General features: G+C 74.1%; 20 protein-coding genes. 12 read left to right on the forward strand and 8 right to left on the reverse strand.

Annotated elements, in window-relative coordinates; genetic code table 11:
• Positions 1-92 precede the first annotated feature (92 nt).
• Positions 93-2,255 carry a germacradienol/geosmin synthase Cyc2 gene (gene cyc2, locus F8R89_RS27510; RefSeq protein ID WP_151786459.1) on the forward strand — a complete coding sequence of 721 codons (2,163 nt, stop codon included), beginning with the start codon at positions 93-95 and terminating at the stop codon, positions 2,253-2,255.
• Positions 2,256-2,276: 21 nt separating this feature from the next.
• On the opposite strand, the gene F8R89_RS27515 is transcribed toward cyc2, so the two are convergent.
• Positions 2,277-2,729 carry a nucleoside deaminase gene (locus F8R89_RS27515; RefSeq protein WP_151788308.1) on the reverse strand — a complete coding sequence of 151 codons (453 nt, stop codon included), beginning with the start codon at positions 2,727-2,729 and terminating at the stop codon, positions 2,277-2,279.
• A 124-nt stretch (positions 2,730-2,853) separates the two neighbouring features.
• On the opposite strand from F8R89_RS27515, the gene F8R89_RS27520 reads away from it, so the two are divergent.
• The 3 genes from F8R89_RS27520 to F8R89_RS27530 all read left to right on the forward strand — a co-directional run bounded on the left by F8R89_RS27520 (position 2,854) and on the right by F8R89_RS27530 (position 6,379).
• Positions 2,854-3,414: a PDZ domain-containing protein gene (locus tag F8R89_RS27520; RefSeq protein ID WP_151786460.1), complete on the forward strand. Its 561-nt coding sequence runs from the start codon at positions 2,854-2,856 to the stop codon at positions 3,412-3,414.
• Between the two features lie 849 nt (positions 3,415-4,263).
• The gene (locus F8R89_RS27525) at positions 4,264-5,391 is read left to right on the forward strand and encodes an aminopeptidase P family protein (RefSeq protein ID WP_151786461.1); all 1,128 of its coding nucleotides are present in this window, start codon (positions 4,264-4,266) and stop codon (positions 5,389-5,391) included.
• 58 nt (positions 5,392-5,449) lie between these two features.
• Positions 5,450-6,379: a phosphotransferase family protein gene (locus F8R89_RS27530; protein WP_151786462.1), complete on the forward strand. Its 930-nt coding sequence runs from the start codon at positions 5,450-5,452 to the stop codon at positions 6,377-6,379.
• Between the two features lie 39 nt (positions 6,380-6,418).
• On the opposite strand, the gene treZ is transcribed toward F8R89_RS27530, so the two are convergent.
• Entirely contained in the window at positions 6,419-8,164 is a 1,746-nt protein-coding gene (treZ, locus tag F8R89_RS27535) for a malto-oligosyltrehalose trehalohydrolase (RefSeq protein ID WP_151786463.1), read from the reverse strand.
• 182 nt (positions 8,165-8,346) lie between these two features.
• On the opposite strand from treZ, the gene F8R89_RS27540 reads away from it, so the two are divergent.
• The 3 genes from F8R89_RS27540 to F8R89_RS27550 all read left to right on the forward strand — a co-directional run bounded on the left by F8R89_RS27540 (position 8,347) and on the right by F8R89_RS27550 (position 10,829).
• Positions 8,347-8,898 carry a DUF1707 and FHA domain-containing protein gene (locus F8R89_RS27540; RefSeq protein WP_062668573.1) on the forward strand — a complete coding sequence of 184 codons (552 nt, stop codon included), beginning with the start codon at positions 8,347-8,349 and terminating at the stop codon, positions 8,896-8,898.
• 165 nt (positions 8,899-9,063) lie between these two features.
• Positions 9,064-10,419: a M14 family zinc carboxypeptidase gene (locus tag F8R89_RS27545; RefSeq protein ID WP_225994657.1), complete on the forward strand. Its 1,356-nt coding sequence runs from the start codon at positions 9,064-9,066 to the stop codon at positions 10,417-10,419.
• Positions 10,416-10,829, forward strand: a complete 414-nt coding sequence (locus F8R89_RS27550; protein WP_151786465.1) for an SSI family serine proteinase inhibitor — start codon at positions 10,416-10,418, stop codon at positions 10,827-10,829. Before F8R89_RS27545 ends, F8R89_RS27550 begins: the two co-directional genes overlap by 4 nt.
• A 36-nt stretch (positions 10,830-10,865) precedes the next feature.
• Here F8R89_RS27550 and F8R89_RS27555 read toward each other — a convergent pair whose 3' ends face one another.
• The 3 genes from F8R89_RS27555 to glgX form a co-directional block, all read right to left on the reverse strand.
• Positions 10,866-12,116 carry a M14 family zinc carboxypeptidase gene (locus F8R89_RS27555; protein WP_151786466.1) on the reverse strand — a complete coding sequence of 417 codons (1,251 nt, stop codon included), beginning with the start codon at positions 12,114-12,116 and terminating at the stop codon, positions 10,866-10,868.
• A gap of 232 nt (positions 12,117-12,348) precedes the next feature.
• Entirely contained in the window at positions 12,349-14,700 is a 2,352-nt protein-coding gene (treY, locus tag F8R89_RS27560; protein WP_151786467.1) for a malto-oligosyltrehalose synthase, read from the reverse strand.
• A 104-nt stretch (positions 14,701-14,804) separates the two neighbouring features.
• On the reverse strand, positions 14,805-16,937 hold the full coding sequence (gene glgX / locus F8R89_RS27565) for a glycogen debranching protein GlgX (RefSeq protein WP_151786468.1): 2,133 nt from the start codon (positions 16,935-16,937) through the stop codon (positions 14,805-14,807).
• Between the two features lie 182 nt (positions 16,938-17,119).
• Here glgX and F8R89_RS27570 point away from each other — a divergent pair, with 182 nt between their 5' ends.
• The 4 genes from F8R89_RS27570 (at position 17,120) to F8R89_RS27585 (ending at position 21,598) form a co-directional block, all read left to right on the forward strand.
• Positions 17,120-17,941 (forward strand): Tat pathway signal sequence domain protein, encoded by an 822-nt coding sequence (locus F8R89_RS27570; protein ID WP_151786469.1) that lies wholly within the window; start codon positions 17,120-17,122, stop codon positions 17,939-17,941.
• Positions 17,942-18,021: 80 nt separating this feature from the next.
• Positions 18,022-19,368 (forward strand): copper amine oxidase, encoded by a 1,347-nt coding sequence (locus F8R89_RS27575; protein ID WP_151786470.1) that lies wholly within the window; start codon positions 18,022-18,024, stop codon positions 19,366-19,368.
• A 102-nt stretch (positions 19,369-19,470) separates the two neighbouring features.
• Positions 19,471-20,709: an SAV2148 family HEPN domain-containing protein gene (locus F8R89_RS27580; protein WP_151786471.1), complete on the forward strand. Its 1,239-nt coding sequence runs from the start codon at positions 19,471-19,473 to the stop codon at positions 20,707-20,709.
• A gap of 118 nt (positions 20,710-20,827) precedes the next feature.
• Complete coding sequence (locus F8R89_RS27585; protein WP_151786472.1) at positions 20,828-21,598, forward strand: 3'-5' exonuclease; 771 nt, start codon at positions 20,828-20,830, stop codon at positions 21,596-21,598.
• Positions 21,599-21,613: 15 nt separating this feature from the next.
• Here the strand turns inward: F8R89_RS27585 and F8R89_RS27590 are convergent, their stop codons facing one another.
• Positions 21,614-22,135, reverse strand: a complete 522-nt coding sequence (locus F8R89_RS27590; protein WP_151786473.1) for a YbaK/EbsC family protein — start codon at positions 22,133-22,135, stop codon at positions 21,614-21,616.
• Entirely contained in the window at positions 22,081-23,064 is a 984-nt protein-coding gene (locus F8R89_RS27595; protein ID WP_151786474.1) for a DMT family transporter, read from the reverse strand. The genes F8R89_RS27590 and F8R89_RS27595 overlap by 55 nt, the downstream gene beginning before the upstream one ends.
• An 81-nt stretch (positions 23,065-23,145) precedes the next feature.
• Between F8R89_RS27595 and F8R89_RS27600 the strand changes: the two genes are divergently transcribed.
• Positions 23,146-24,051 (forward strand): LysR family transcriptional regulator, encoded by a 906-nt coding sequence (locus F8R89_RS27600; RefSeq protein ID WP_151786475.1) that lies wholly within the window; start codon positions 23,146-23,148, stop codon positions 24,049-24,051.
• Between the two features lie 7 nt (positions 24,052-24,058).
• Here F8R89_RS27600 and F8R89_RS27605 read toward each other — a convergent pair whose 3' ends face one another.
• A complete protein-coding gene (locus F8R89_RS27605) occupies positions 24,059-24,922 on the reverse strand; it encodes a phosphotransferase enzyme family protein (protein WP_151786476.1) in 864 nt (287 codons plus the stop codon).
• Positions 24,923-24,937: the final 15 nt, after the last annotated feature.

Below are 24,937 nucleotides of genomic sequence, written 5' to 3' on the forward strand. Positions count from 1 at the left end.
CGGGACGCCCGCTTTCGCCCCTGTTTCACGCGATGGTGTGATCATGTGCGGCCCGGAGGATGCCCACCGAAAGCCCTGGGTAGGGCCGGGCCATGACGCAGCAGCCCTTCGAACTCCCGCACTTCTACATGCCGTATCCCGCGCGGCTCAATCCGCACGTCGACGAGGCCCGCGCCCACTCGACGGCCTGGGCACGCGAGATGGGCATGCTGGAGGGCTCCGGGATCTGGGAGCAGTCCGACCTCGACGCGCATGACTACGGCCTGCTCTGCGCCTACACCCACCCCGAGTGCGACGGACCCGCGCTGTCCCTCATCACGGACTGGTACGTGTGGGTCTTCTTCTTCGACGACCACTTCCTGGACATGTACAAGCGGACCCAGGACCGCGCCGCCGGCAAGGCCCACCTCGACCGGCTCGCCCTGTTCATGCCGATGGACCCCGCCACGCCCATGCCGGCGCCGGAGAACCCGGTGGAGGCCGGACTCGCCGACCTGTGGACGCGCACCGTCCCGGCCATGTCCGCGAACTGGCGCCGCCGCTTCGCCGTCGCCACCGAGCACCTGCTCAACGAGTCCATGTGGGAGCTGTCCAACATCAACGAGGGGCGGATCGCCAACCCCGTCGAGTACATCGAGATGCGCCGCAAGGTGGGCGGCGCCCCCTGGTCCGCCGGCCTGGTGGAGTACGCGCGGGCCGAGGTGCCCGCCGCCGTCGCCGACTCGCGGCCCATGCGGGTGCTGATGGAGACGTTCTCCGACGCCGTGCACCTGCGCAACGACCTGTTCTCCTACCAGCGCGAGGTCGAGGACGAGGGCGAACTCAGCAACGGCGTCCTGGTCCTGGAGACCTTCTTCGGCTGCACCACCCAGGAGGCGGCCGACATGGTGAACGACGTCCTCACCTCACGGCTCCACCAGTTCGAGCACACCGCCCTCACCGAAGTGCCCGCGGTCGCCCTGGAGAAGGGGCTCACACCCGACGAGATCGCCGCCGTCGCCGCCTACACCCTGGGCCTTCAGGACTGGCAGTCCGGCGGCCACGAATGGCACATGCGCTCCAGCCGGTACATGAACGGGCGCGCCCGCACCACCCGGCCCTGGCACGGGCTCACCGGCCCCGGCACCTCCGCCGCCGACGTCGGCGCCCTGCTCGCCTCGGCCGGGGCGGAGCGGGCGCGCGCCCACACCCATGTGCCCTACCAGCGGGTGGGACCGTCCCTGATCCCCGAGTTCCACATGCCGTACCAGGTGGAGCTGTGCCCGCATCTGCCGGGCGCCCGGCAGCGGCTCGTGGAGTGGTCGCACCGCATGGGCATCCTCCAGGAGGGCGTCTGGGACGAGGACCGGCTCGCCGCCGCCGACCTGGCCCTGTGCTCGGCGGGCCTGGACCCCGACGCCACCGAGGAGGCCCTCGACCTCAGCGCCCACTGGCTGGCCTGGGGCACCTACGGCGACGACTACTACCCCCTCGTCTTCGGCAACCGCCGTGACCTGGCCGCCGCCCGGCTCACCACCGAGCGCCTGGCCGCCTGCATGCCCGTCGACGGCGGGGAGGTGCCGCTCGTCCCGTCCAACGCGATGGAACGCGCGCTGATCGACCTGTGGACCCGGACGACGGCGGACATGACGTCCGAGCAGCGGCGCACCTTCAAGAACGCCGTCAACTCCATGACGGAGAGCTGGCTGTGGGAGCTGCACAACCAGCTCCTGCACCGCGTCCCGGACCCGGTCGACTACCTGGAGATGCGCCGGTCCACCTTCGGCTCCGACCTCACCATGGCGATGTGCCGCATGGGCCACGGCCCCGCGGTCCCCCCGGAGGTGTACCGCAGCGGACCGGTGCGCTCCCTGGAGAACGCCGCCATGGACTACGCCTGCCTGCTCAACGACGTCTTCTCGTACCAGAAGGAGATCGAGTACGAGGGCGAGGTCCACAACTCCATCCTGGTCGTGCAGAACTTCTTCGGCTGCGACTACCCGGCCGCGCTGACCGTGGTGCAGGACCTGATGAACCAGCGGATGCGGCAGTTCGAGCATGTCATCGCGCACGAACTGCCGATCGTCTACGACGACTTCCAGCTGTCGGAGGAGGCACGGGACGCCATGGCGACGTATGTGACCGACCTGCAGAACTGGATGGCGGGCATCCTCAACTGGCATCGCGCCGTGGACCGTTACAAGGCCGACTACCTGGCCCGGCGCGCCCACGGCTTCCTGCCGGACCGGCCGCCAGCCGTCCCCGCCCTGGGCTGACCCGGGCGGGCCGTCCCGTTCTCAATACTCCTCGCGGTCGGGAAGGGCCCGCCACGCGTCGAACGGCTCGGTCCGGCCGGGCACCTCCAGCCGCTCCAGCGACAGCGGCCAGGACACGTCGTCCCGCCGGGCGAACAGTTCGTGCAGGGCCGCGTCGTCGAAGCCGGCCGCCGCCGCGTCGTGCCGGTCGGCGCCGTACACGACCCGGTCCAGGCGCGCCCACAGGGCCGCGGTCAGGCACATCGGGCAGGGCTCGCACGACACGATCAGCGCACAGCCCTCCAGCGACGGACCGCCCAGCTCCGCGCACGCGGCCCGCACCGCGCACACCTCGGCGTGCGCGGTGGGGTCGTGGGCGGCGGTGACACGGTTGGTGCCGGTGGCGATCACCTCGCCGTCCCGGACGACCAGCGCGCCGAACGGGCCGCCGCCCTCGGCCACGCTCTCCGTGGCCAGCGCGACGGCCCGCCGCATCCACGCACGCTCGGCTCGGGTCGGCACGGTCACTCCTCGGGGTGGGGAACGGCAGGTCAGTCTCACTCGATCGTGGCTCGTCGTGCGCCGGTGCGCAGGGTAGTCACCTGCCGGAGGCGATCCGATGGAACAGACCGCGTTGCGACCCAAGCCCATGCCTGGTCAGGGGCCCACCGACAAGGACCCGGCGGACGGGGGCGCCCGCCGCCCGCACGCCGCGCCCCGCCGGCGCGGGCGGCGCCTGGCGAACCTGGCCGGCGCGGTCCTCGCGGCCCTGGTGCTCGTCCTGGCCGGCGTCGGCCTCGGCACGCTCGGCAGCACGGTGATCGGCATGAGGGAACTCGCCGCACTCCAGCACCGGAGCGCGCCCGCCCCCACCGCCCCGGCGCCGGTCACGACGTCGCCCGCACCGGCCACGACCGGCGCGACGCTCGGGGTGGAGGCCGTCGACACACGCGGGCCGGGTGCCCTGGTGGTCGCCGTCCATGTCCCCGGCCCCGGCTACACGGCCGGACTGGTCCGCGGGGACGTCGTCCTCGCCCTCGGCCGCTCCCGCGTCGACGACGCGGCGTCCCTCGCCCGAGCGGTCTCCCGCACCCGCCCCGGCCACGGCATCACCCTGACGGTCCGCCACACCAACGGCACCCGCCAGCACCTGACGGCGGTCCCGGGCATCACGACATGACCACCCGGACGGCGGATCACCCCGCCACGGCCGGTGACGTGACGGGCCCAGCCCCGCACCCCACGCACGGCGGATCCGCCGCCACCGCCGGTCACATGGCGGGCCGAGCCCCGCACCTCCCCGCACGGCCGAGCCCCGCACTCCCCGCACGGCCGATCACCCGTCACCGCCGACCCTGCGACGGGGCGGGCCGAGCCCGACACCCCGGCCCGCCCGGCACGCGGCCCGGCCCCGGCGCCGTACCCCGGATCACGGGAGCACCCACCGTCCCGCGCCGCCTCCGCCGGTCGCGCGGTCGCCCGGCCCCCGCTGCCCGGACATCACGCCGCGGCCGTCCGCGCGGGTGGGGTCCACCGCCGTACGGCCTCTGCTGGGCGCCTTCGGGGTCGGCGGCGGACGCCCTGCGGCAGCGGTCCGCGACCGAGGCCACCCACCCGGTCGGGCAGACGCCTGGCCGACTGCCCTACGGGCCGCACGCTTCGACTACCCGCGCCCGCTGTCCGCCCCCCGGCAACGCCCACGCGGTACAGCCGGCTACGGGGCGTCGAGCGGCCCGAGTCGCCCTTGCCGGGGGGCAGGGCAGCCCTGCCGACGGCCGTGCGGGCCGGCCGTCCGAGCCCGCCGGCCCCGGCGCCGGCCCCGCGTGGCAGCGTCGGCCGCGTGGCGGAGTGACGGAGTGGCGCCGCACGCATGTCCGTCCACGCGTCGGAGCCAGGCCCCGCACGCGGCCCCTGTCACGCCCGCCCCCGGCGGAACCCGCGGCCGCGGTTCCCCCGACCGGCTCGCGTGGGTTGGCCCGGGCGGGCAGGATGCTGCCCGTACTCCTTTCACGTGACCTGGGAGGCCCGGATGAGTGGGACCGCGCCCGCGCCCTTCACCGCCGACGACTACCGGGCCCGGATGGAGCGTGCCGTCGGGGCCGCCGCGGGGGCCGGGCTCGCCGGGCTGCTGGTGGCGCCCGGACCCGACATGGTGTGGCTCACCGGGTACTCCCCGCCCGCCGACACCGAACGGCTCACCCTGCTGGTCCTGACCGCCGACCACGGGCCCGTCCTCGTCGTCCCCGCCCTGGAGGCCCCGGACGCCGCGAAGGCCGCCGGCGCGCCCGTCATGACCCTGCGCGACTGGACCGACGGCCAGGACCCCTACGCCGCCACCGCCGCCCTCCTGGACGCGAGCGGCCGGTTCGGGATCAGCGACAACGCCTGGGCGATGCATCTGCTCGCCCTCCAGCGGACCCTGCCCGGCACCTCGTACGCCTCCCTCACCGACGCCCTGCCGATGCTGCGGGCGGTCAAGGACGCGGCCGAGCTGGAGCTGCTGGCCGCCGCGGGCGCCGCCGCCGACGCCGCGTTCGAGGAGATCCGCACGGTCCCCTTCGGCGGGCGCCGGGAGTCCGAGGTGGCCGCCGACCTCGCCGGACTGCTGCGACGCTTCGGGCACTCCCAGGTCGACTTCACCATCGTCGCCTCAGGACCGAACGGCGCCGACCCGCACCACGAGGCCGGCGACCGGACGATCGAGCGCGGCGACATGGTCGTCCTCGACTTCGGCGGCCTGAAGGACGGCTACGGCTCCGACACCTCCCGCACGGTCCACGTCGGACCGCCCACCGACGAGGAGCGCCGCGTCCACGACCTGGTGCGCGCCGCCCAGGAGGCCGGGTACCGGGCCGTCCGGCCGGGCGCGGCCTGCCAGGACGTCGACCGGGCCGCCCGCGCCGTCATCGACGAGGCCGGCTACGGGCCGTACTTCATCCACCGCACCGGTCACGGCATCGGCGTCACCACGCACGAGCCGCCGTACATGATCGAGGGCGAGGAACAGCCCCTGGTGCCCGGCATGTGCTTCTCCGTCGAGCCGGGCGTCTACCTGCCCGGCCGCTTCGGCGTGCGCATCGAGGACATCGTCACCGTCACCGAGGACGGCGCCCGGCGCCTGAACGACACCACCCGGGAGATGGTGATGGTCGACTGACCGGCACCGCCCCGGAGCAAGGAGCCCCCGTCCACCCCCGAGCGACAACGGCGCGACCATGACCCAGGCACCGACACCCACCGCGGACACCGTCCGCCGGCTGGTCCGTTCCCTGATCGAGGACGGCGCCGGCGGTTCGGCCGGCCCCGAGATCCGCCCCGCCTCCCCGGGCGCCGACCCCACCACCTGGCTGGTCGGCACCCGCCATGTGCTGCGCCTCGCCCCCGACCGGGAGGCCGCCGTCCGCCAGCGCCGCGAACTGCGGCTGCGCGAGCTGGTCCGCCCGCACGTGCCCGTCGCCGTGCCGACGAGCGTCGCCCACGGCGAGTGGGCGCCCGGCCTGACGTACACCCTCGACACCCGGATGCCCGGCGCCCCGGGCACCGAGAACAAGGTGTCCGCCATCGGCGAGGCCGACCTGTCCGGGCTGCTCACCGGCCTGCACCAGATCTCCGTACGGCAGGCCGAGACGCTCGGCGTGCCGCGTGCCGCCCCGCGCTCGCTGGAGTCCCTGCGCCGCACCGCCGAGGGCGCCGCGGCCCGGCTGGCCGCCGCCGACGAGTTCGACGCCGAGCGCCTGCGCCAGCTGACCCGGCCCGCGGCCGTGCAGCTCGGGGCGCAGCCGAGTGCTCCCGTCCTCGTGCACCACGCCCTCACCGGCGACCACCTCGTCGTCAGCGCCGACGGCCGGGTGCGGGGCGTCCTCGGCTGGGACGGCACCGTCGTCGGCGACCCCGCCGAGGACATCGCGGGCCTCGCGCTCGCCGTGGGCTCACCGGCCGCCGTCCGCGCCGCCACCCTCGCCGGGTACGGCGCCCGCCCCTGTCTGCGCGGCCTCTGGCTGGCCCGCTGCGACGCGATCACGCGCCTCGCGGCCCGCCTGGACGGGCAGGGCACGACCCCCCTGCCCGTCCTGCGCACCTGGCTGCGCAACGCCTGGGAGGCGATCCTGCTGGAGCGGGTCTCGGACGGCGACCCCGAGCCCTGAGACGCCCGAGTCCACAAGCCTCGGCTCCCTGAGACCCGGTCAGGACTGGAGCAGGACCACTCCCGACTCGCCCGGCACGTGCAGTACGCCGTCCGCCCCCGGTGACTCCACCGGCTCCCACGCGGCCAGGACCTCCGCCTTGCGCGGGCCCAGCGGGATCGCCGCCGGGCGGTCGGAGAGGTTCACGGCCACCCGGACGTCACCGCGCCGGAAGGCGAGCCAGCGGGCCTGCTCGTCGTAGGCGACCTTGGTGTCGGCGAGGTCGGGGTCGGTGAGGTCGGGCTGTTCGTGGCGCAGCGCGATCAGGCGCCGGTACCAGGCGAGCACGCGCGCGTGCGGCTCGCGGCCGGGCTCGGACCAGTCCAGGCAGGAGCGCTCCCGGGTCGCCGGGTCCTGCGGGTCCGGCACGTCCTCCTCGGCCCAGCCGTGCGCGGCGAACTCCCGCCGCCTGCCCCGCCGTACGGCCTCGGCGAGCTCGGGGTCGGTGTGGTCGGTGAAGAACTGCCAGGGCGTGCCCGCCGCCCACTCCTCTCCCTGGAACAGCATCGGCGTGAACGGCGCCGTCAGCGTCAGCGTGGCCGCGCAGGCCAGCAGCCCGGGGGAGAGGGAGGCGGCGAGCCGGTCGCCCTGGGCGCGGTTGCCGACCTGGTCGTGGGTCTGGGTGTAGCCGAGCAGCCGGTGCCCGCCGACCCGCGTACGGTCCAGCGGGCGTCCGTGACGGCGCCCCCGGAAGCTGGAGTAGGTGCCGTCGTGGAAGTAGCCGCAGGTCAGGGTCTTGGCCACGGCGGCCAGCGGCGCCCGCGCGAAGTCGGCGTAGTAGCCCTGGGACTCGCCGGTCAGGGCCGTGTGCAGGGCGTGGTGGAAGTCGTCGTTCCACTGGGCGTGCAGTCCGAGCCCGCCGTTCTCGCGCGCGGTGATCAGCCGCGGGTCGTTCAGGTCGGTCTCCGCGATCAGCGACAGCGGCCGGCCCAGCTCGGCGGCGAGACCGTCGACGGCCGTGGACAGCTCCTCCAGGAAGTGGCACGCGCGCGTGTCCACCAGCGCGTGCACCGCGTCGAGGCGCAGCCCGTCGATGCGGTAGTCCCGCAGCCAGGCCAGGGCGCTGCCGACGAGGAAGGCGCGCACCTCGTCCGAGCCGGGCGCGTCCAGGTTCACCGCGGCGCCCCAGGGCGTCTGGTGCCGGTCGGTCAGATACGGCCCGAAGGCGGGCAGGTGGTTGCCGGACGGGCCGAAGTGGTTGTGGACGACGTCCAGCACCACGCCGAGCCCCAGCGCGTGCGCCCGGTCGACGAAGCGTTTCAGCGCCTCGGGTCCGCCGTACGGCTCGTGCACCGCCCACAGCGAGACCCCCTCGTACCCCCAGCCGTGCCGGCCGGGGAAGGGGGTCAGCGGCATCAACTCGACGTGTGTGACGCCCAGTTCCGCGAGATGGTCGAGCCGGTCGGCGGCGGCGTCCAGGGTGCCCTCGCGCGTGTACGTGCCGACGTGCAGCTCGTACAGGACCGCGCCGGGCAGCGGCCGGCCCGCCCACTCGGCGCCCCACGCGAACCGCCCGTGGTCGACGACCGCGCTCAGCCCGTCCGGGCCGTCCGGCTGCCGGAGCGACCGCGGATCGGGCAGCACCGGCCCGTCGTCCAGCGCGAAGCCGTACCGGCTGCCGTCCCGCGCGTCCGCCTCCCCCCGCCACCATCCCGCACGCTCCGGGTCGGGCTCCAACGCGCGCGTGGCGCCGTCGCAATGGAGCGTGACCCGGTCGGCCTGTGGTGCCCACACCTCGAACTGCACGGACGGTTCCCCTTCGTCTGCTCACGGTGACGTAGCCCGTCCATGGTGCTCCACCGGAGATCGATCCGCTGTGGGATCCACCCTTTCGCGGCGGTTCTCGTGCCGCGCGGCCCGCCGTCCGCCCCGGCCGCCCTTTCCCCGTTTTCTGGACAGCCGGGACGCGCTGACCGACAATCGGCACCGTGACGTCGTCCTTCGAGTTCCACACGTACCCCGCGCGGTTGTCCGACGCGGAGCGCGACAAGGCGCTGAAGGTGCTCCGCGACGGCGTCGCGATGGGCCGGCTGTCGCACGACACGTTCGTCCGGCGCATGGAGCTGGCCCTGGCCGCCCGCCGCTCGGACGAACTCCTCGCGCTCACCGCGGATCTGCCCTCGCAGGGACGGCTGTCCCGCATGGTGTTCGGCACCGTCGAGGCGGTCTCCGGCTTCACCGTACGGCTGCGCCGCGCCTGGCAGGCCGAGCGGCTGCCCAAGCTGCTGCTGCCCCATCCCGCGACCGGGCATCCGCTGCGGATAGGCCGCGACCCGGCCAACGGGCTGCGGCTCACGCACGAGACGGTGTCCCGCGTGCACGCCGAACTCAGTCACCAGGCCGGTCTGTGGGTGCTGCGCGACCTCGGCTCCACCAACGGCACCACGGTCAACGGCCGTCGTGTCATCGGGGCCGTCGTCGTCCGGGAGGGCGACCAGATCGGCTTCGGGCGGATGGCGTTCCGCCTCGCCGCGCACTGACGGCGAACCGCCCACGGCACTGACGGCGGGCCGGCCGCGACCCCGCGGGGTGACCCAAGTCGCTTTGCCCGCCGTGGTGTTGACGTACTGCCCAAGTCGTGACTGACTGTGCGTACACCATGCACACCAGGTGAACCGACGGCACCACATTCGTGGAGGTGTGCCCTGCCGCCCCTCCTGCGTTATCCGACCGTCGACGAGCTCGGGGCGCGAGCGGCCTCGCTCGTCGCCCGCCATCCCCGGCAGGCGCGGTTGCGCCGGGTCGGGACCTCACGGGCCGGCACGCCCCTGTGGCTGCTGTCCGTCGGCCACGGCGGCCGCCAGGCCCTCGTCGTGGCCGGGCCGCACGCCAACGAGCCGGTGGGCGGCGCCACCGTCCTGCGGCTCGCCGAGCGCGTCCTGGCCGACCCCGCTCTGCACGAGGACGCCGACGCCACGTGGAACCTGCTGCTCTGCCTCGACCCCGACGGCCTGCGCCGCAACGAGGGCTGGCTGCGCGGCCCGTACGCCCTCGGCGACTACTTCCGGCGGTTCTTCCGGCCCGGCTTCCTGGAGCAGCCCGAGTGGCTGCCCGACGGCGCGGACGCCGTGACGCTGCCCGAGACCCGCACCCTGCTCGCGCTCCAGGACGAGCTGCGGCCCTTCCTGCAGTGCTCGCTGCACGGCGTCGACGTCGGCGGCGGCTTCGTCGAGCTGACCCACGACCTGCCCGGCCTCGCCCAGCGCGTCGCGCACAGCGCCGCCCGGCTCGGCATCCCGCGCGAGCTCGGCCCGTACGACACCCTGTACTGGCCGGAGCTGGGCCCCGCCGTGTACCGGATCCCGCGGCCCCGGCGCGGCGATCTGGCCGCCGCCATCACCGAGGCGGCCGTGGAGTCGACCTGGTTCCACCCGCACCGGTACGGCACCGTCACCGCGGTCGTCGAGGCCCCCATGTGGGGCGTGGCGGCGGTCGAGGACGGGGCACCGCCCACCGACGAGGAAACGGTTCTGCGCAGAGTGAGCCACACCCTGCGCGACGACACCCTCGTCCTGCGACGGCTGCTGGAGCGCCTGCGCCCGCATCTGCCGGCCGGAACCGAGACGGCCCGGCTGCTGGCCCCGGTCGACGACTATTTACTGGTCTGCCCGGGCCTCGCCGACACCTGGGACCCCGACGTCCCGGACCCCGTCGGCACCCATCCGCTGCCGCTGCTCAGCACCGCCCATCTGGCCGCCCTGCGCATCGCCGGACGGCGGCTCGCCCTGCGCACCGCCGGACTGCTGCACCAGCTCGTCACGGGCGCCGGCCACGACCCGGCGGGCGTCCTGCCCGAGCTGGAACGGTGGCTCGACACCTGGTGCGACGACTACCGCGACGGGTGCGGGGCCCGCTGGATCCCGGTCGCCCGGCAGGTCGAGTACCAGTCGCGCGTGGTGCTCTCCGCGTTCGAACTCGCCCACCGGCACGCGTCCGGACGATCCCGTTCGGGTGAGTCGGGCTGGAACACCGGGGCCGCCGTGCCGATGCATCGGGAATGACCCGACGCACCACACTCGCACGAGGCGGCCTCCTCGCGGCCGCCGCCGCCCTGCTCCTCGGCGCCGCCGCACCCCACGCGGCGGCCCAGCGGGCGGACTCCGGCAACTGGCTCTTCGTCACCGTCACCCAGGGCGACGGCCGGCACGGCGAACGCCCCGGCCGGCTCCTGCTCTGCGACCCGCCCCAGGGCCACGCCGAGGCCGCCGAGGCCTGCGCGCAGCTCGACGCGGTGGACGGCGACATCCGCCGGCTCGAACGGCGTGACACCTACTGCCCGATGGTCTACGCGCCCGTCACCGCCCACGCGCGCGGGGAGTGGAACGGCCACCCGGTCGACTACCGCGAGACCTTCGCCAACGGCTGCGGCCTGAAGGCACGCACCGGCGCGGTCTTCGCCGTCGAGGACTGACCGGACCGCCGGGCTGCACGCGCGCGTACCGGCGGCTCAGCCCGGCCGGTCGCGCGCGTGCAGCGCCGCCGCGAGCACCGTGCGGGACTGGTGCTCGACCTGGTGCTCCAACGGCACCCAGCGGGCCCGGAACCGCTCGGCGAACGCCTCGCTCCAGGCCGCCACCAGCTGGTCCAGACGCTGCGCCCCCCGGTCGTCGGCCTCCCGCAGCACCCGCAGCAGCATCGCCGCCGCCCGCAGCGGCAGCCGGCGCCCGAACGCGTCCACGCTCCCGATGTACGCCATCGTGCCGTCGGCGGGCGGGGTGCGCGTCCAGTCCGCGGCCAGCCCCGGCACCAGCTCCAGCGCCCACCGCGCCGCCCGCAGCAGCGGCCCGTCGACGCCCGCCAGCCGGGGGCGGGCCTGGGCCAGCACCCGCTCCACCTCCAGCGCGTCGCGCAGCAGCCGGGCCGCCAGCCGCCGCATCGCCCGGTCCGGCGCCGGGTGCGGGGCCGGGTCGTCCACCAGGTCGCTGGCCCACATCGGCACCTCCACCACCGCGGTCAGGCCGCCGTAGCGGTGCACGTGGTACCAGGTGCTGCTGCGCGCGTCGTCCGGCATGCTCGGGTACGCGGCCCGCACGTCCGGCGCCGGCATCACATGCACCCCCGGACCGGACGCCGGCCAGCCCACCGCGTCCGACGCGCCGGTCTCCACCGGGATGTGCAGCTGGGCCGCCGACTTCGCGAACGGCTCGGCGAGCCCGGGGACGTCCCGGGTCAGCTGCACCCAGCTGCCGCCCAGGTCGGTGCCGTGCAGGGTCACCTGGAGGTAGGGCCGCAGCTCGTCGATGACCGCCGTCAGCGCGCGGGTCTCGGGCGGCAGCAGGCCGGGAGGCAGCGTCGCCGGCGCCCACTCCGGCTGCTCCGGGGCCGCGGGCCGGAAGAACCCGCGGTGGTAGTCGTACAGGCTGCGCGGCGCCGGGGTGACGTGCAGGCTCGCCCCGTCGGGGTCCGCGCACAGCATGAAGTGCCAGGAGACGTCCGTCCGCAACTCGCGCTCCAGCAACACCCGTTCGGCCACGGCGAGCAGCGCGGGTCCGCCGGAGGGCTCGTTGGCGTGGGCGCCCGCGACCACCAGGACGGCCCGGGCCGCGTGGCCGATCGACAGCAGGTGCAGGGGCCTGCCCGCCCGGGAGACCCCCACCTGCCGCAGCGCGCACAGCGCGGGGCGGTGGGCGGCCAGCGAGCGGGCCGACCGCGCCAGCTCGGCAGGTGTGGGGTAGCGCAGCTCCGTCAGGGAACTCACCCCCGTCACGTCCGCCCGGCGTCGCCACCCGCAGTACCCCACGGACTCGTTGAGCTGTCAAGAAGCACACGGGGAGCCCGACGGGGGCGCCCGGAGGTACCACCGTGGGCCGGGGCCTGGGGCCCGCGCGTCGCTTCCCAGCCGTTCGAGGTGCCGTTCCACGAGCGCGGGGCCGCGAGCCCGCCGGGGGCGCCCGGAGGACCACCATCGGCCGGGGCCTCGGGCCCGCCCGTCAGTCCCCAGCCCGTTCCAGCAGCGCCACCGGCATTCGCTCCAGGAGTTGTTCCACGCGCGCGTGGCCGGTGTACTCACGCTCCGGGTCCAGTACGTCGACCCAGCGGCCCGGTGGCAGGGGGAGCTTGGTGTCCCGCCAGCCGCCGTCCTGGGCCAGGCGCAGCGACAGCCGGGTGACGACGGTCAGCACCTCGCCCGACCGGACGAACGCCACGCAGTGCCCGGCCGCCGGGCCCTCCGCGGCGAGCGGTTCGTACGACGCCGCGTCGCCGAACACCTCGGGGCGCCGCCGGCGCAGCCGCAGCGCCGCCGCCGTCAGCGTGCCCTTGTCGCCCGGGTCGGCGGGAGGGAACGTCACGGCCCGGCGGTTGTCCGGGTCCACCAGCGCCCGGTACTCGCCCTCGGTGCCCTGGTAGACGTCCGGCACGCCCGGCATCGTCAGCTGCGTCAGGGCCATGCCGAGCACGTTGGCCCGGATGTGCGGCTCCAGGCCGCGCCGGAACGCCGTCACCCGCTCTCCCGGCACTCCGCACGGCCCCGCGGCCACGAACGCGGCCACCGCCTCCTCGTACGGCGGCTCCTGCTCCGTCCAGCTGGTGAACAGGCCCGCCTCCCGGACGTGCTTCAGCAGGGCCCCCTGGACGCGGTCGGCGTCAGCCTCGCCCAGCCCGAAGACCGTCTGCCAGGCGGCCCACGCCAGCTGCGCGTCCGGGACGCCCTCGCCCTCCAGGGTCACCTCCGCCACGAGGTCCGCCCAGTCCCGCGGGCACTCGGTGAGCACGGCCAGCGCGGCCCGTACGTCGGCGCTGCGCTTGGTGTCGTGCGTCGACACGACCGTCCCGGTCAGCGGCCAGTCGCGCTGCACGCGCGCACAGTACGCGTGGAACCGGTCCGGCGACACGGAAGGGCTGCCCGGGTCGCCGCCCACCTCCGTCGCCGACAGCAGCGCCACGTGCCGGTAGAACGCCGTGTCCTCCACCGCCTTGGCCCGCAGCGCCGACGACGTCTGCGCGAACCGCGTCCGGAACTCCTCGGCGGCCGGCCCGTCCCCGGCCCGCCCGAGCACCAGGTCGCGTACGACGTCCACGGCACCCGCATCCTCGGGCACCGCGAAAGCCAGTCGCGCCTCGGCGGCGGCCTCCTCGGTGACCACGAGGGAGGCGTCCGTCGAGGCGTACGGCCGGTAGACCTCCATCCGGACCAGCAGTTCCTGGAGGGCGGTGCGCAGCGCCCAGGGCGCCCGGTCGCGCAGCGCGGGGTCCGGGGAGGTGTCGCAGACCCGGTGGGCCACCCGCGTCAGCCGGTCGACCTCCGCGGCCAGCTCATGGGTGAGCACCTTGTACCCGGCCCGCCGCACCGTGGCGTCCCAGTCGCCGCCCCGGTCGGTCTGCGGGGCCGCGAACCGCCGGTACGCGCCTAGCAGTTCCCCGTACCCGGCGGGGTCGGTGAACAGGCCGTCGATGTGCCGCAGGGCGTCGTAGCCGGTGGTGCCGGCGACAGGCCAGGCGGCCGGCAGATGCTCCCGGTCGGACAGGATCTTCTCCACGACGGTCCAGCGCCCGCCGGTCGCCTCGTGCAGCCGCCGCAGATACCCGTCCGGGTCGGCGAGGCCGTCGGGGTGGTCGACGCGCAGCCCGTCCACCACGCCCTCGTGCAGCAGCTGGAGGATCTTGCCGTGGGTGGCCTCGAACACCTCGGGGTCCTCGACCCGCACCCCGATCAGCTCCGAGATGGAGAAGAACCGCCGGTAGTTCAGCTCGGTCCGGGCCAGCCGCCACCACGCCAGCCGGTACCACTGCGCGTCGAGCAGCCGGGGCAGCGGCAGGTCCCCGGTGCCCTCGCGGAGCGGGAACACATGGTCGTGGTAGCGCAGGACGTCGCCGTCCACCACCAGATCGTCCAGCACCTCGCCGAGCGGGCCGCCGAGGACCGGGAGCAGCACCCGGCCGTCCTGCGCCTCCCAGTCGATGTCGAACCAGCGCGCGTACCGGGACGTGGAGCCCTCGCGCAGCACCTCCCACAGGGCGTGATTGTGGCGCGGGGCCATCGCCATGTGGTTCGGCACGATGTCCACCACCAGGCCCAGCCCGTGGTCCCGGGCGGTGCGCGACAGGGCGCGCAGCCCGTCCTCGCCGCCCAGCTCCTCGCGCACGCGCGCGTGGTCCACGACGTCGTAGCCGTGCCCCGACCCCGGAACCGCCTCCAGGACGGGGGACAGGTGCAGATGCGAGACGCCGAGCGAGGACAGGTACGGCACGGCCTCGGCCGCGGCCGGGAACGGGAACGAGGGCTGCAGCTGCAGCCGGTAGGTGGCGGTCGGCACCATCGGGTCGGGTCGCTCAGGTGTCATGCAGAGCTACGTACCCCTCTGGCGGCCCTTCGTGTCATCACCCGCCGCCACGTGGGCCCACGCGCGGGTGCGGCCCGGCCGCCCGGACCGCACCCGCGCCACGCCTACACGGGCCGCTGCAGCACCGTCAGGCTGCGGTCCACGAGCGTCAGCCGCTCGCCGGCCTGCACCTTCGGGCCCGTGCCGGGCGGCACCCCGTCCGGGCGGGCGGTGTCGACCACGACCTGCCACTGCCGGCCGTGGTCGACCGGCACGACGAAGTCCAGCGTCTTCGGCGAGGCGTTGAACATCAGCAGGAACGAGTCGTCCGCGATCCGCTCCCCGCGCGGTCCGGGCTCGGAGATCGCGTTGCCGTTGAGGAACACCGTCAGCGCCGACGCCTGCGCCCGGTCCCAGTCCCGCTGGGTCATCTCCTTGCCCTCCGGAGTGAACCAGGCGATGTCCGACAGGTCGTCGTGGGTGCCCTCCACGGGACGCCCGTGGAAGAAGCGGCGCCTGCGGAACACCGGGTGGTCGCGGCGCATGCCCACCATCGCGCGCGTGAAGGCGAGCAGCTCCCGCGCCGGGCCGTCCTCCTCTTCCGCCCCGGGCCCCGGCCACCGCACCCACGACAGCTCGCTGTCCTGGCAGTAGGCGTTGTTGTTGCCGTGCTGGGTGCGGGCGAACTCGTCGCCGTGGCTGATCATCGGCACGCCCTGGGACAGCATGAGCGTGGCGATGAAGTTGCGCATCTGCCGGGCCCGTAGCGCCAGCACGTCCGGATCGTCGGTGTCGCCCTCGGCGCCGCAGTTCCAGGACCGGTTGTGGCTCTCGCCGTCGCGGTTGTCCTCGCCGTTGGCGTCGTTGTGCTTCTCGTTGTACGCCACGAGGTCGTGCAGCGTGAAGCCGTCGTGGCAGGTCACGAAGTTGATGGAGGCCAGCGGGCGGCGCCCGTCGTCCTGGTACAGGTCGGAGGAGCCGGTCAGCCGGGAGGCGAACTCCGCGAGCGTGCGCGGCTCGCCCCGCCACAGGTCCCGCACGGTGTCGCGGTACTTGCCGTTCCACTCGGTCCACAGCGGCGGGAAGTTGCCCACCTGGTAGCCGCCCTCGCCGACGTCCCAGGGCTCCGCGATCAGCTTCACCTGGGAGACCACCGGGTCCTGCTGCACCAGGTCGAAGAACGACGACAGCCGGTCCACCTCGTGGAACTGGCGTGCGAGCGTCGCCGCCAGGTCGAAGCGGAATCCGTCGACGTGCATCTCGGTGACCCAGTACCGCAGCGAGTCCATGATCAGCTGGAGCACGTGCGGGGACCGCATGAGCAGCGAGTTCCCGGTGCCGGTGGTGTCCATGTAGTACCGGGGGTCGTCCGTCAGCCGGTAGTACTGGGGGTTGTCCAGGCCCCGGAACGACAGCGTCGGCCCGAGGTGGTTCCCCTCGGCCGTGTGGTTGTAGACCACGTCGAGGATGACCTCGATACCGGCCTCGTGCAGCGCCCGCACCGCCGACTTGAACTCCAGGACCTGCTGGCCGCGGTCCCCCCAGGAGGCGTACGCGTTGTGCGGGGCGAAGAAGCCGATCGTGTTGTAGCCCCAGTAGTTGTTCAGCCCCATGTCGACCAGCCGGTGGTCGTTCACGAACTGGTGGACCGGCATCAGCTCCAGCGCCGTCACGCCCAGCTCGGTCAGGTGCTCGATCAGCGCCGGGTGCGCGAGGCCCGCGTAGGTGCCGCGCAGCTCCTCCGGCAGCCCCGGATGGCGCATCGTCAGGCCCTTCACATGGGCCTCGTAGATCACCGTGTGGTGGTACTCGGTGCGCGGGCGCCGGTCGTCGCCCCAGTCGAAGTACGGGTTCACCACGACGGACGACATCGTGTGCGGCGCCGAGTCGAGGTCGTTGCGCCGGTCGGGTTCGCCGAAGTGGTAGCCGTAGACCTCCTCGCCCCACTGGACCGAGCCGCTGACCGCCTTCGCGTACGGGTCGAGGAGCAGCTTGGCGGAGTTGCAGCGCAGCCCCCGCTCCGGGGCGTACGGGCCGTGCACCCGGAACCCGTACCGCTGCCCCGGCATGACGCCCGGCACGTACGCGTGGCGTACGAAGGCGTCGCTCTCCCGCAGTTCCACCGCCGTCTCCGAGCCGTCGTCGTGCAGCAGACACAGCTCTACTCGGTCCGCGGCCTCCGTGAAGACCGCGAAATTGGTCCCGGCGCCGTCGTACGTGGCGCCGAGTGGATATGCCTCTCCAGGCCAGACCTGCATGGACACGACTCTTTCAGCTCGACCCCGCCGTCGGGGGCGCCTTGACGTCGAGTCTCCCCGAAAGTGAGGGAACCACCCCCGACTTACATCCCTCTTACCGGTCGACCAGTGCATACACCCGTATGCCGAAAGTGTGGGGCAAACACATACTCCCGATGACCTGGGGGAGTAGGGGGAAAGACGTGCGCGACACAGTGCGCCGCCATCTGGGGAAGGTGGTGGCCGGTACGGCCGTCGCGGTGGCGGGGACCGCCGTGATGGTCGGGATCACCCTGCCGGGTACGGCGGGGGCCGGAGAACAGGGGACGAACACCAAGGGGCAGGCCGCGGCCGGGCAGCAGGGGGCCGCGGGACAGGGCGCCGGCGCGGTGGCGCCCGGCGTCCTGGAGGAGGCTCCGGAAGAGGGCGCCAAGGGCGTCGGCGACGACCCGCTGACCGACGACGAGACCGAGCGCGCCGCCCAGCTCGCGGCGAGCGCGCGGCTGCGCACCGCCGGGGAGAACGTGGCCGGGGACCGCGGCGCCCAGCGCCTCGGCGTCGAGCTGGCCGAGCCGGACGGCGCCACGGCGGACCGCGCGGGCGGGCCACGCCGGGCCGAGGTGACGTTCTACGACTACAAGACCGACGCCCTCGTCACCCGGACCGTCGACCTGGACACCGGCAAGGTCGAGCGGACCGTCACCGAGAAGGGCGTCCAGCCGCCCCTGAGCCGGGCCGAGTACGCCGAGGCCGCGAAGCTGCTCATCGCCCACCCGCTGGGCGCGGGCCTCAAGGCGGACTACAAGGACGCCACCGGCAAGGCGCTCACCTCACCGGACCAGCTGCTGCTCAACGGCGCCGTGTACCGGGCCACGCCGGGCGGTCAGCCCGCCGCGCTCGGCCGGTGCGGCGAGCACCGCTGCGTGCGGCTGTTCCCGAAGGTGAAGAACGGGCCCTGGATCGACGCCCGGTCCTTCGTGATCGACCTGAGCGCCCGCCAGGTCGCCCGTCTCGGCACCCGCTGAGGCCCGCTCCGCCGCTCCACCGGGCCCGACCCGCCCGGACACCACGTACTCGCATCTTCCGCAAGAGGAGTCACCTCGTCATGCGTGCAAACAGTTCCACCAGCGGTTCCCGCCCGAGAAGAAGGATCCGGGCCCGCAGGAGCGCCGCCGTCGGCGTGTCCCTGGCCGCCCTGGCCACCGGCGCCACGACCGGCGCGTCCACCGCCACCGCCGCCCAGCCGCGGGCCGCCGCCGCGGCCGCCGCCGACTGCAGCGCCGCCTACCGCATCGAGCAGAAGCTCGGCAGCGGCACCACCTGGCGCATGTGCTGGCGCTACGACGGCAAGGCCGGGCTGGTCCTGGAGAAGATCTCCTACCAGCCCAAGGGCGAGACCAAGCCCATCAAGGTCCTCAACAGCGCCCGCCTCGGGCAGATCCACGTCCCGTACGACGACGGCAGCGTCGAGTACGACGACCTGACGGGCTTCGGCTTCGCCCAGGGCCTGATGCCCCTGAAGGCCACCGAGTGCCCCGGCGGCACGATCAAGTCCGTCAAGGTCCCCGAGGCGTGGGACCCGCAGAACCCGAACGTCAAGGGCCTGTGCACCACGACCCGTTCACGGGGCCACGCCTACCGGATGCAGGGCGACACCGCGAACAAGGTCTACCAGGCGCAGGGCAAGGACCTCCTCGTGTACACCGTCAACCAGGTCGGCTGGTACGAGTACATGACCGAGTGGCGCTTCCAGGACGACGGCACGGTCACCATGAACGTCGGCGCCACCGGCAGCCTGTCGTACGACGACTACGACGCCGGGGACGGCCGCGGCTGGCCCATCGGCAAGGGGAACCGCGCCAAGGCCACCAGCCACAGCCACAACGTGTTCTGGCGGCTGGACTTCGCCCTGGACGGCTCCACCAAGAACCGCGTCGAGCAGTACGACTCGACGGTGACGGCGCCCGCCTCCGGTGACCGCGCGCCGAAGACGAAGACGAGCGTCACCAAGGTCACCAAGGAGCTCGCCGGCGACGCCAAGGCGTACCGCTGGTGGCGGATGGTCAGCGCGACCGGCAAGAACAAGGACGGCCACGCCCGTTCGTACGAGATCGTCCCCGGCGTCAGCACCAAGTACCCGGGGCGCTCCTACACCAAGCACGACCTGTACGTCACCGAGTACGCCGCGTGCGAGAAGTTCGCGACCCACAACCCCGGTTGCGGCAACGGGGCCCCAAAGTCGGTCGACAAGTGGGTGGGCGGGCAGACACTCAAGCACCCGATCACCTGGATGAACGTCGGCTTCCACCACATCGCCCGCGACGAGGACCAGCAGCCCATGCCGGTCCACTGGCAGGGATTCTCCATCGTGCCGCGCGATGTGACGGCCATGAACCCGCTCACGCCGAGCGAGCTGGCGTGGCAGAACGGCCACTGGCAGCCGCGCAGTTGAGAAACGACCTGTCCATCCGGCTGCACCGCCCGCCGCTCCCGGAGTACCCTTCCTTGATCGTTGGGACGGGGAGTGCTCGGGGGAGCGGAAGGCGGTGCGCGGGTGGGCTCGGGAGGGCTGGAGTTGCCCCCTGGTGACGAGGGTCACGAGGGGAACTCCCCGGACGTCCCGCCCGGCACGGTGTCCCTGGCCCGGCCGATGGAGACCAGCTCCATCGGTCCGGAGCTGGACTGGGACCCCGGGGCCTGGCGCGAGGTGCGCACCCGCGCCCAGCGGGCCGGACGCGCCTACATCTGGCTGAACCTCGTCGAGCAGCGGCTGCGGGCCGTCGTGGCCGCCGTGCTGCGGCCCGTCTACGAACCCGTCCACGGGGACGACTGGGTGGTGGCCGCCGCCGGACCGGCCGGTCAGGAGTGGGTCCAGCGCGCGGTCGCCGTACGCGAGGTCAGCCGCCGCAAGGGCTATCTGCTCGACCCGGCCGACGACAACGTCCTCAGCTTCCTCACGCTGCCCCAGCTGCGCGAGCTGATGGTGCAGCACTGGCCGTGCTTCGAGCCGTACCTCGACGACCGCCGGGACGTCGAACTCGCCCTGGACGAGCTCGAGGTGACCCGGAACGTGGTCTCGCGCAACCGCGCCCTGTCCGAGGCCGTCCTCAACCAGGCCGAGCGGGCCTCCGCCCGCCTGCTGGAGGCGCTCGGCACGGGCGGGGACGTGCCCTCGGCCCGCCGGCTGCCCGTCGACGCCGTCGAGGACCTGGTCGGAGACCGCTACTCCGACGTCGTCGCCGTGCACTCCGACCGGGTGCGGCTGCTGCGCCGGTTCCCCGCCGAGGACATCTTCGGCGGAGCCCGCCGCCTCGACGCCATCGGCATCGGCCTCAACCTGCTCGTGCAGAACTTCTCCGGGCGGCGGCTGGTCCGGCTCGCGGAGGCGGGCTGCCGGGTGCGGCTGCTGTTCCTCAACCCGGCCTCCAGCGCGGTCAAGCGGCGCGAGCGGGAACTGGGCATCAAGCGGGGCGAGCTGAGCCGCGCCGTGGAGATGAACATCCTGCACATGCGCCGGGTGCGGTCGCGGCTGCGCGACCCGGGCGCCTTCGAGATCCAGGTCTTCGACGAGACGCCCCGCTTCACGGCCTACCTCGTGGACGGGGACGGCGCCGACGGCATGGCGGTCGTGCAGAACTACCTGCGGCGCACCCGCGGCATGGAGGCGCCGGTCCTCGTGCTGCGCAACGGCAGCAGGGTCGTCAAGTCCGACGAGATCGACGAGGGCGGGCTCTTCCCCACGTATCGCGAGGAGTTCGAGGTCATGTGGGCGGATTCGCGCCCCGTGTCCTGAAGTGTCCCGCGGGGCGAGGAGTGTCCCTTCGGGCAAGCGGAACGCGGTCCTCGGATTGTCAGTGGCCCATGGGAAGGTGGAGACCACTGGGGGACGCACCACAAGAAGGGGGACCGCCATGGGCTGGCACCGTGAGCTGCTGATCGGCTTCGACCTGGAGACGACCGGGACCGATCCGCGCGAGGCGCGCATCGTCACGGCCGCCGTCGTCGAGGTCAGGGACGGCGAGCTCCTGGGACACCGGCAGTGGCTGGCCGACCCCGGAGTCCCGATCCCGGCGGAGGCGGTCGCCGTCCACGGCGTCAGCAACGAGCGCGCGGCCGCCGAGGGCCGCCCCGCCGACCAGGTCGCCGACGCCGTCGCCGACGTCCTCGTCGCGTACTGGAAGACGGGCGTCCCGGTCGTCGCCTACAACGCCGCGTTCGACCTGAGCCTGCTCTCCGCCGAGCTGCGCCGGTACGGCCTGCCGTCCCTGCGCGAGCGCCTCGGCGGAGTCGACCCGGCGCCGGTCGTCGACCCGTACACCATCGACCGCCGGGTCGACCGCTACCGCCGCGGCAAGCGCAACCTCGAAGCGGTCTGCCGGGAGTACGGCGTGGAGCTCGCCTCCGCCCACGACGCCTTCGCCGACGCGCTCGCCGCCGCCCGTCTGGCCGGCGCGATAGCCGCCCGCCACCCCAAGGTCGCGACCCTCGGCCCGGCGGAGCTGCACCGCCGCCAGATCGAGTGGTACGCCGAGTGGGCGGCGGACTTCCAGACCTTCCTGCGCGGCAAGGGCGACCCGACGGCGGTCGTCGACGGCACCTGGCCGGTCCGCGAGCCGGAAGCCCCGGCGGCGGGACCGGCCGTGGTCGGGCGCTCGGTGCCCGGCGCCGGGAGCCCGGCCTGATCGGCAAGACACCCCCTAGCCCGCCTCCGGTGTCGCGATCCGCTCGACGCGGGGCTCGGCCAGCCGCCCGTAGTCCGCGCCCGAGAGGCACAGCGAGCGGTCCAGCCGGGCCGCGTTGAAGTACAGCCTCGGCCGGGCGACGACCTCCGGGTCCGCGACGAGCTCCAGATCCGGGTCGAAGCTGAACGGCAGGACCGTGCCGGGAAGGGCGCGGGCCAGCCGCTGCGCGGTCGCCGAGTCGCAGAACCCGGCGTAGCGGGCCCCGTACAGCGTCCGGACGGCGTCCAGGTCCACCCGCCGGTCCCCGGGGACCACGGCGAGGACATGCCGGGTCGTGCGCCGGTCCACCTTGACCCGCAGCACGAGGCACTTCGCGGCCTCGGACGCCGGGTGCCCGCGCAGGGCGCAGACTGCCTCGGTCGCGCCCTCCGGCTCGTGGTCCACGAGCCGGTACGGGACCCCGGCGGAGTCGAGCAGCGCGATCAGGCGCTCGTACGTGCCGTGGACGGAGGAGAGGTCGAGGTCGTGCTCGGGCATACGGGGTCCTCGCTGACGGGGTGGGGGAGGGACGGCGGGGGTTCCGGGGCGCGGCGGTGCTCGCGCTCCACCGCCTGCCCCCAGTAGGTGCCGGCGACCATCAGGGCCGCCCCGAGACCGGTGAGCGCGGTGAGCCGCTCGCCGCCGAGCGCCACGCCCACGGCGACCGCCCACACCGGTTCGGTGCCCAGCAGCAGGCTCGCCCGGCTCGCGGACGTGCGCTGCACGGCCCAGGTCTGGGTGAGGAAGGCGAACACCGAGCAGAACAGGGCCAGATACGCGAGCTGCGCCCAGGTCGCGGCGTCCGCGCCGCCCAGCTCGGGCAACTCGGGAACCGCGACCGGCAGGAACAGCGCGGTGCCGACGAGGGTCTGCACGGTCGTCAGATGCAGCGGCCGGATGGCCCGTCCCGAGGTCAGCCGCCCGACGAGCACGACGTGTCCGGCCCGGATCAGCGCGGCGCCGAGCATCAGCAGATCGCCGGAGCGCGGCGCGTGGAAGCCGTTGCCGGACATCAGCAGGGCGATGGCGACGACGCAGACGCCGGTCGCCGCGAAGAACGCGCCGGGCAGCGGGCCGCGCCGGCCGCCGCGGTCGAGGAGCGGGGTGAGGACGATGGTCAGGCTGATGATGAGCCCGGCGTTGGCGGCGCTCGTGTGCGCGACGCCGTACGTCTCGACGACGAGGACGGCGGCCTGGGTCAGCCCCAGGGGCAGCCCGGCGCGCAGTTCGGCGCGGGTCCACAGCCGAGGCCCCCGCCGGCTCCCCGCGGCCAGCCCCAGGCAGGTGACGGCGGACAGGGCGTAGCGGACGAACAGCACGAGCAGGACGGGCAGCGCGGCGGTGGCCGTCTGGGCGGACAGATAACTGGAGCCCCAGACCAGCGCGACGAGAAGGAGTACCGCGTCGGTGCGGCGGACGTCGGACATGCACCCCACCGTGCACCGGAACGTCCATGAAGCCCAGTATCAGTTTCTTCAGCGATCTTTTAGCACTCCTACACTGAGGCCATGGACGAACGGCAGCTGAGGATCCTTCGCGAGCTCGGAGAGCTGGGCAGCGTCACGGCCGTCGCCGAGGCCCTGCTGGTGACCCCGTCGGCGATCTCCCAGCAGCTCCGGCTGCTCCAGCGTGCGGTCCCGGTGCCACTCACCGAGCGGCAGGGCCGGCGGCTGGTGCTGACCGACGCCGGGCAGACGCTGGCGGGCGCGGCCGTGGAGGTGGAGACGGCGCTGGCGCGTGCCCGGGGCAGCGTCGAGGAGTTCGTGGAACGCCCCGGCGGGGAGGTGTCGGTCGCCGCCTTCCACAGCGCGGCCGGAGCCTTCTTCCCGCTCCTGCTGCGGGCCCTCGCCGCCCCCGGGCGGCCGGTGCCGAGACTCGCCGACCAGGACGTGCCGCAGGAGGACTTCCCGCGCCTGACGCGGGAGTACGACATCGTCCTCGGGCACCGCCTCGACCACGCCCCGCCCTGGCCGGACACCGTCACGGTGACCACCCTGCTGCGCGAACCGCTGGACGTGGCCATGCCCAAGGAGCATCCGCTGGCCGCGAAACGTCGGGTCACCCCGCACGACGTGGCCGGTGAGCCGTGGATCACCGTGCACGACGGCTTCCCGGTGATGGCGACGATCGACGCCATCGCGGCGGCCGCCGGACGCAGGCTCCACCTGGCCCATCGCATCAACGAGTTCGCGGTGGTGGCGGAGGCCGTCGCCGCCGGAGGCGGCATCGCCCTGATGCCCCGCTGGACCGTGCGCCCCCACCCCGCCCTGACCCTGCGCCCCCTGAGCGGGGTCCAGGCGCGACGGCACATCGACGCCCTCCACCGCCCGGAGCGGCTGGCCCGGAAGGCGGTCCGCACCGTCCTCGCCGAACTCGTGGGCGCGGCCCGCTCGATCCAGGAGCGGACCGCCTGAGACCGCGTCAGAACGGGTACCAGCGCACCGTCTCGTCGCCCTCCCGGAGGGACGCCACCCGCCGCCGGAACTCCTCCAGCGCCTTCGGGTTGCCCGGGGCGTGCTGGGCCACCCAGGCGCAGCTCGCCGTCTCGCGGGCGCCGCGCAGCACCGCGCAGCCGTCCCACTCGCGCACGTCCCAGCCGTACGTGTCCGTGAACTCCTCGTAGGCCGCCCCGGGCAGTCCGTACCGGTCGCGGGAGAGCGCCATGACCACCAGGTCGTGCTCGCGCAGATCCGCGGAGAAGGTCTCCAGGTCGACCAGCACCGGCCCGTCCGGGCCGACGTGCACATTGCGGGGCAGCGCGTCCCCGTGGATCGGGCCCGGCGTCAGACGGGGCGTCAGACGCGCGGCGGCCTCCGCGAAGCCGTCCCGGCGCTCCCGCAGATAGGCGGCGTCCGCCGGGTCGATCGCGTCGCCCGCCAGCCGCAGCCAGCGCTCCACGCCGCCCAGCAGCTCACGCGGCGGCAGGGCGAACGGCGGCGCGGGCAGGGCGTGCACGATCCGCAGCAGCGCGGCCAGGTCCCGGGGTTCGGCGGGCCGTACGGCGTCCGGCAGCCGGTGCCACACCGTCACCGGGTGCCCGTCCACCAACAGCGCCTCGGAGGCGGCGGCCCGGACGGCGGGAACCCCTTCCTCCGCCAGCCACACCGCGACCCGCAACTCCCGCCGCGCCCGCTCCAGCAGCTCGGCGTCCCGGCCCACCTTGACGACCAGGTCGCCGGCGGCGAACACAGCGTTCTCCCCGAGGGACAGCAGCCGCGCGTCCCCGGCCGGGACGGACAGGACCCCCGCCGCCGCCAGTACCTCGCGCGCCCGTGCCTCGTCCATCGCCCGCCTCCGTGG

This window comes from Streptomyces sp. SS1-1 (assembly GCF_008973465.1).
Lineage (GTDB): Bacteria > Actinomycetota > Actinomycetes > Streptomycetales > Streptomycetaceae > Streptomyces.

Coding starts and splice junctions, on each gene's coding strand:
- F8R89_RS27520 (WP_151786460.1), top strand. CDS start 2,854: ATGGAACAGACCGCGTTGCGACCCAAGCCCATGCCTGGTCAGGGGCCC.
- glgX (WP_151786468.1), bottom strand. CDS start 16,937: ATGCAGGTCTGGCCTGGAGAGGCATATCCACTCGGCGCCACGTACGAC.
- F8R89_RS27600 (WP_151786475.1), top strand. CDS start 23,146: ATGGACGAACGGCAGCTGAGGATCCTTCGCGAGCTCGGAGAGCTGGGC.
- F8R89_RS27595 (WP_151786474.1), bottom strand. CDS start 23,064: ATGTCCGACGTCCGCCGCACCGACGCGGTACTCCTTCTCGTCGCGCTG.
- F8R89_RS27605 (WP_151786476.1), bottom strand. CDS start 24,922: ATGGACGAGGCACGGGCGCGCGAGGTACTGGCGGCGGCGGGGGTCCTG.
- F8R89_RS27585 (WP_151786472.1), top strand. CDS start 20,828: ATGGGCTGGCACCGTGAGCTGCTGATCGGCTTCGACCTGGAGACGACC.
- F8R89_RS27590 (WP_151786473.1), bottom strand. CDS start 22,135: ATGCCCGAGCACGACCTCGACCTCTCCTCCGTCCACGGCACGTACGAG.
- treY (WP_151786467.1), bottom strand. CDS start 14,700: ATGACACCTGAGCGACCCGACCCGATGGTGCCGACCGCCACCTACCGG.
- F8R89_RS27575 (WP_151786470.1), top strand. CDS start 18,022: ATGCGTGCAAACAGTTCCACCAGCGGTTCCCGCCCGAGAAGAAGGATC.
- F8R89_RS27515 (WP_151788308.1), bottom strand. CDS start 2,729: ATGCGGCGGGCCGTCGCGCTGGCCACGGAGAGCGTGGCCGAGGGCGGC.
- F8R89_RS27550 (WP_151786465.1), top strand. CDS start 10,416: ATGACCCGACGCACCACACTCGCACGAGGCGGCCTCCTCGCGGCCGCC.
- F8R89_RS27530 (WP_151786462.1), top strand. CDS start 5,450: ATGACCCAGGCACCGACACCCACCGCGGACACCGTCCGCCGGCTGGTC.
- cyc2 (WP_151786459.1), top strand. CDS start 93: ATGACGCAGCAGCCCTTCGAACTCCCGCACTTCTACATGCCGTATCCC.
- F8R89_RS27525 (WP_151786461.1), top strand. CDS start 4,264: ATGAGTGGGACCGCGCCCGCGCCCTTCACCGCCGACGACTACCGGGCC.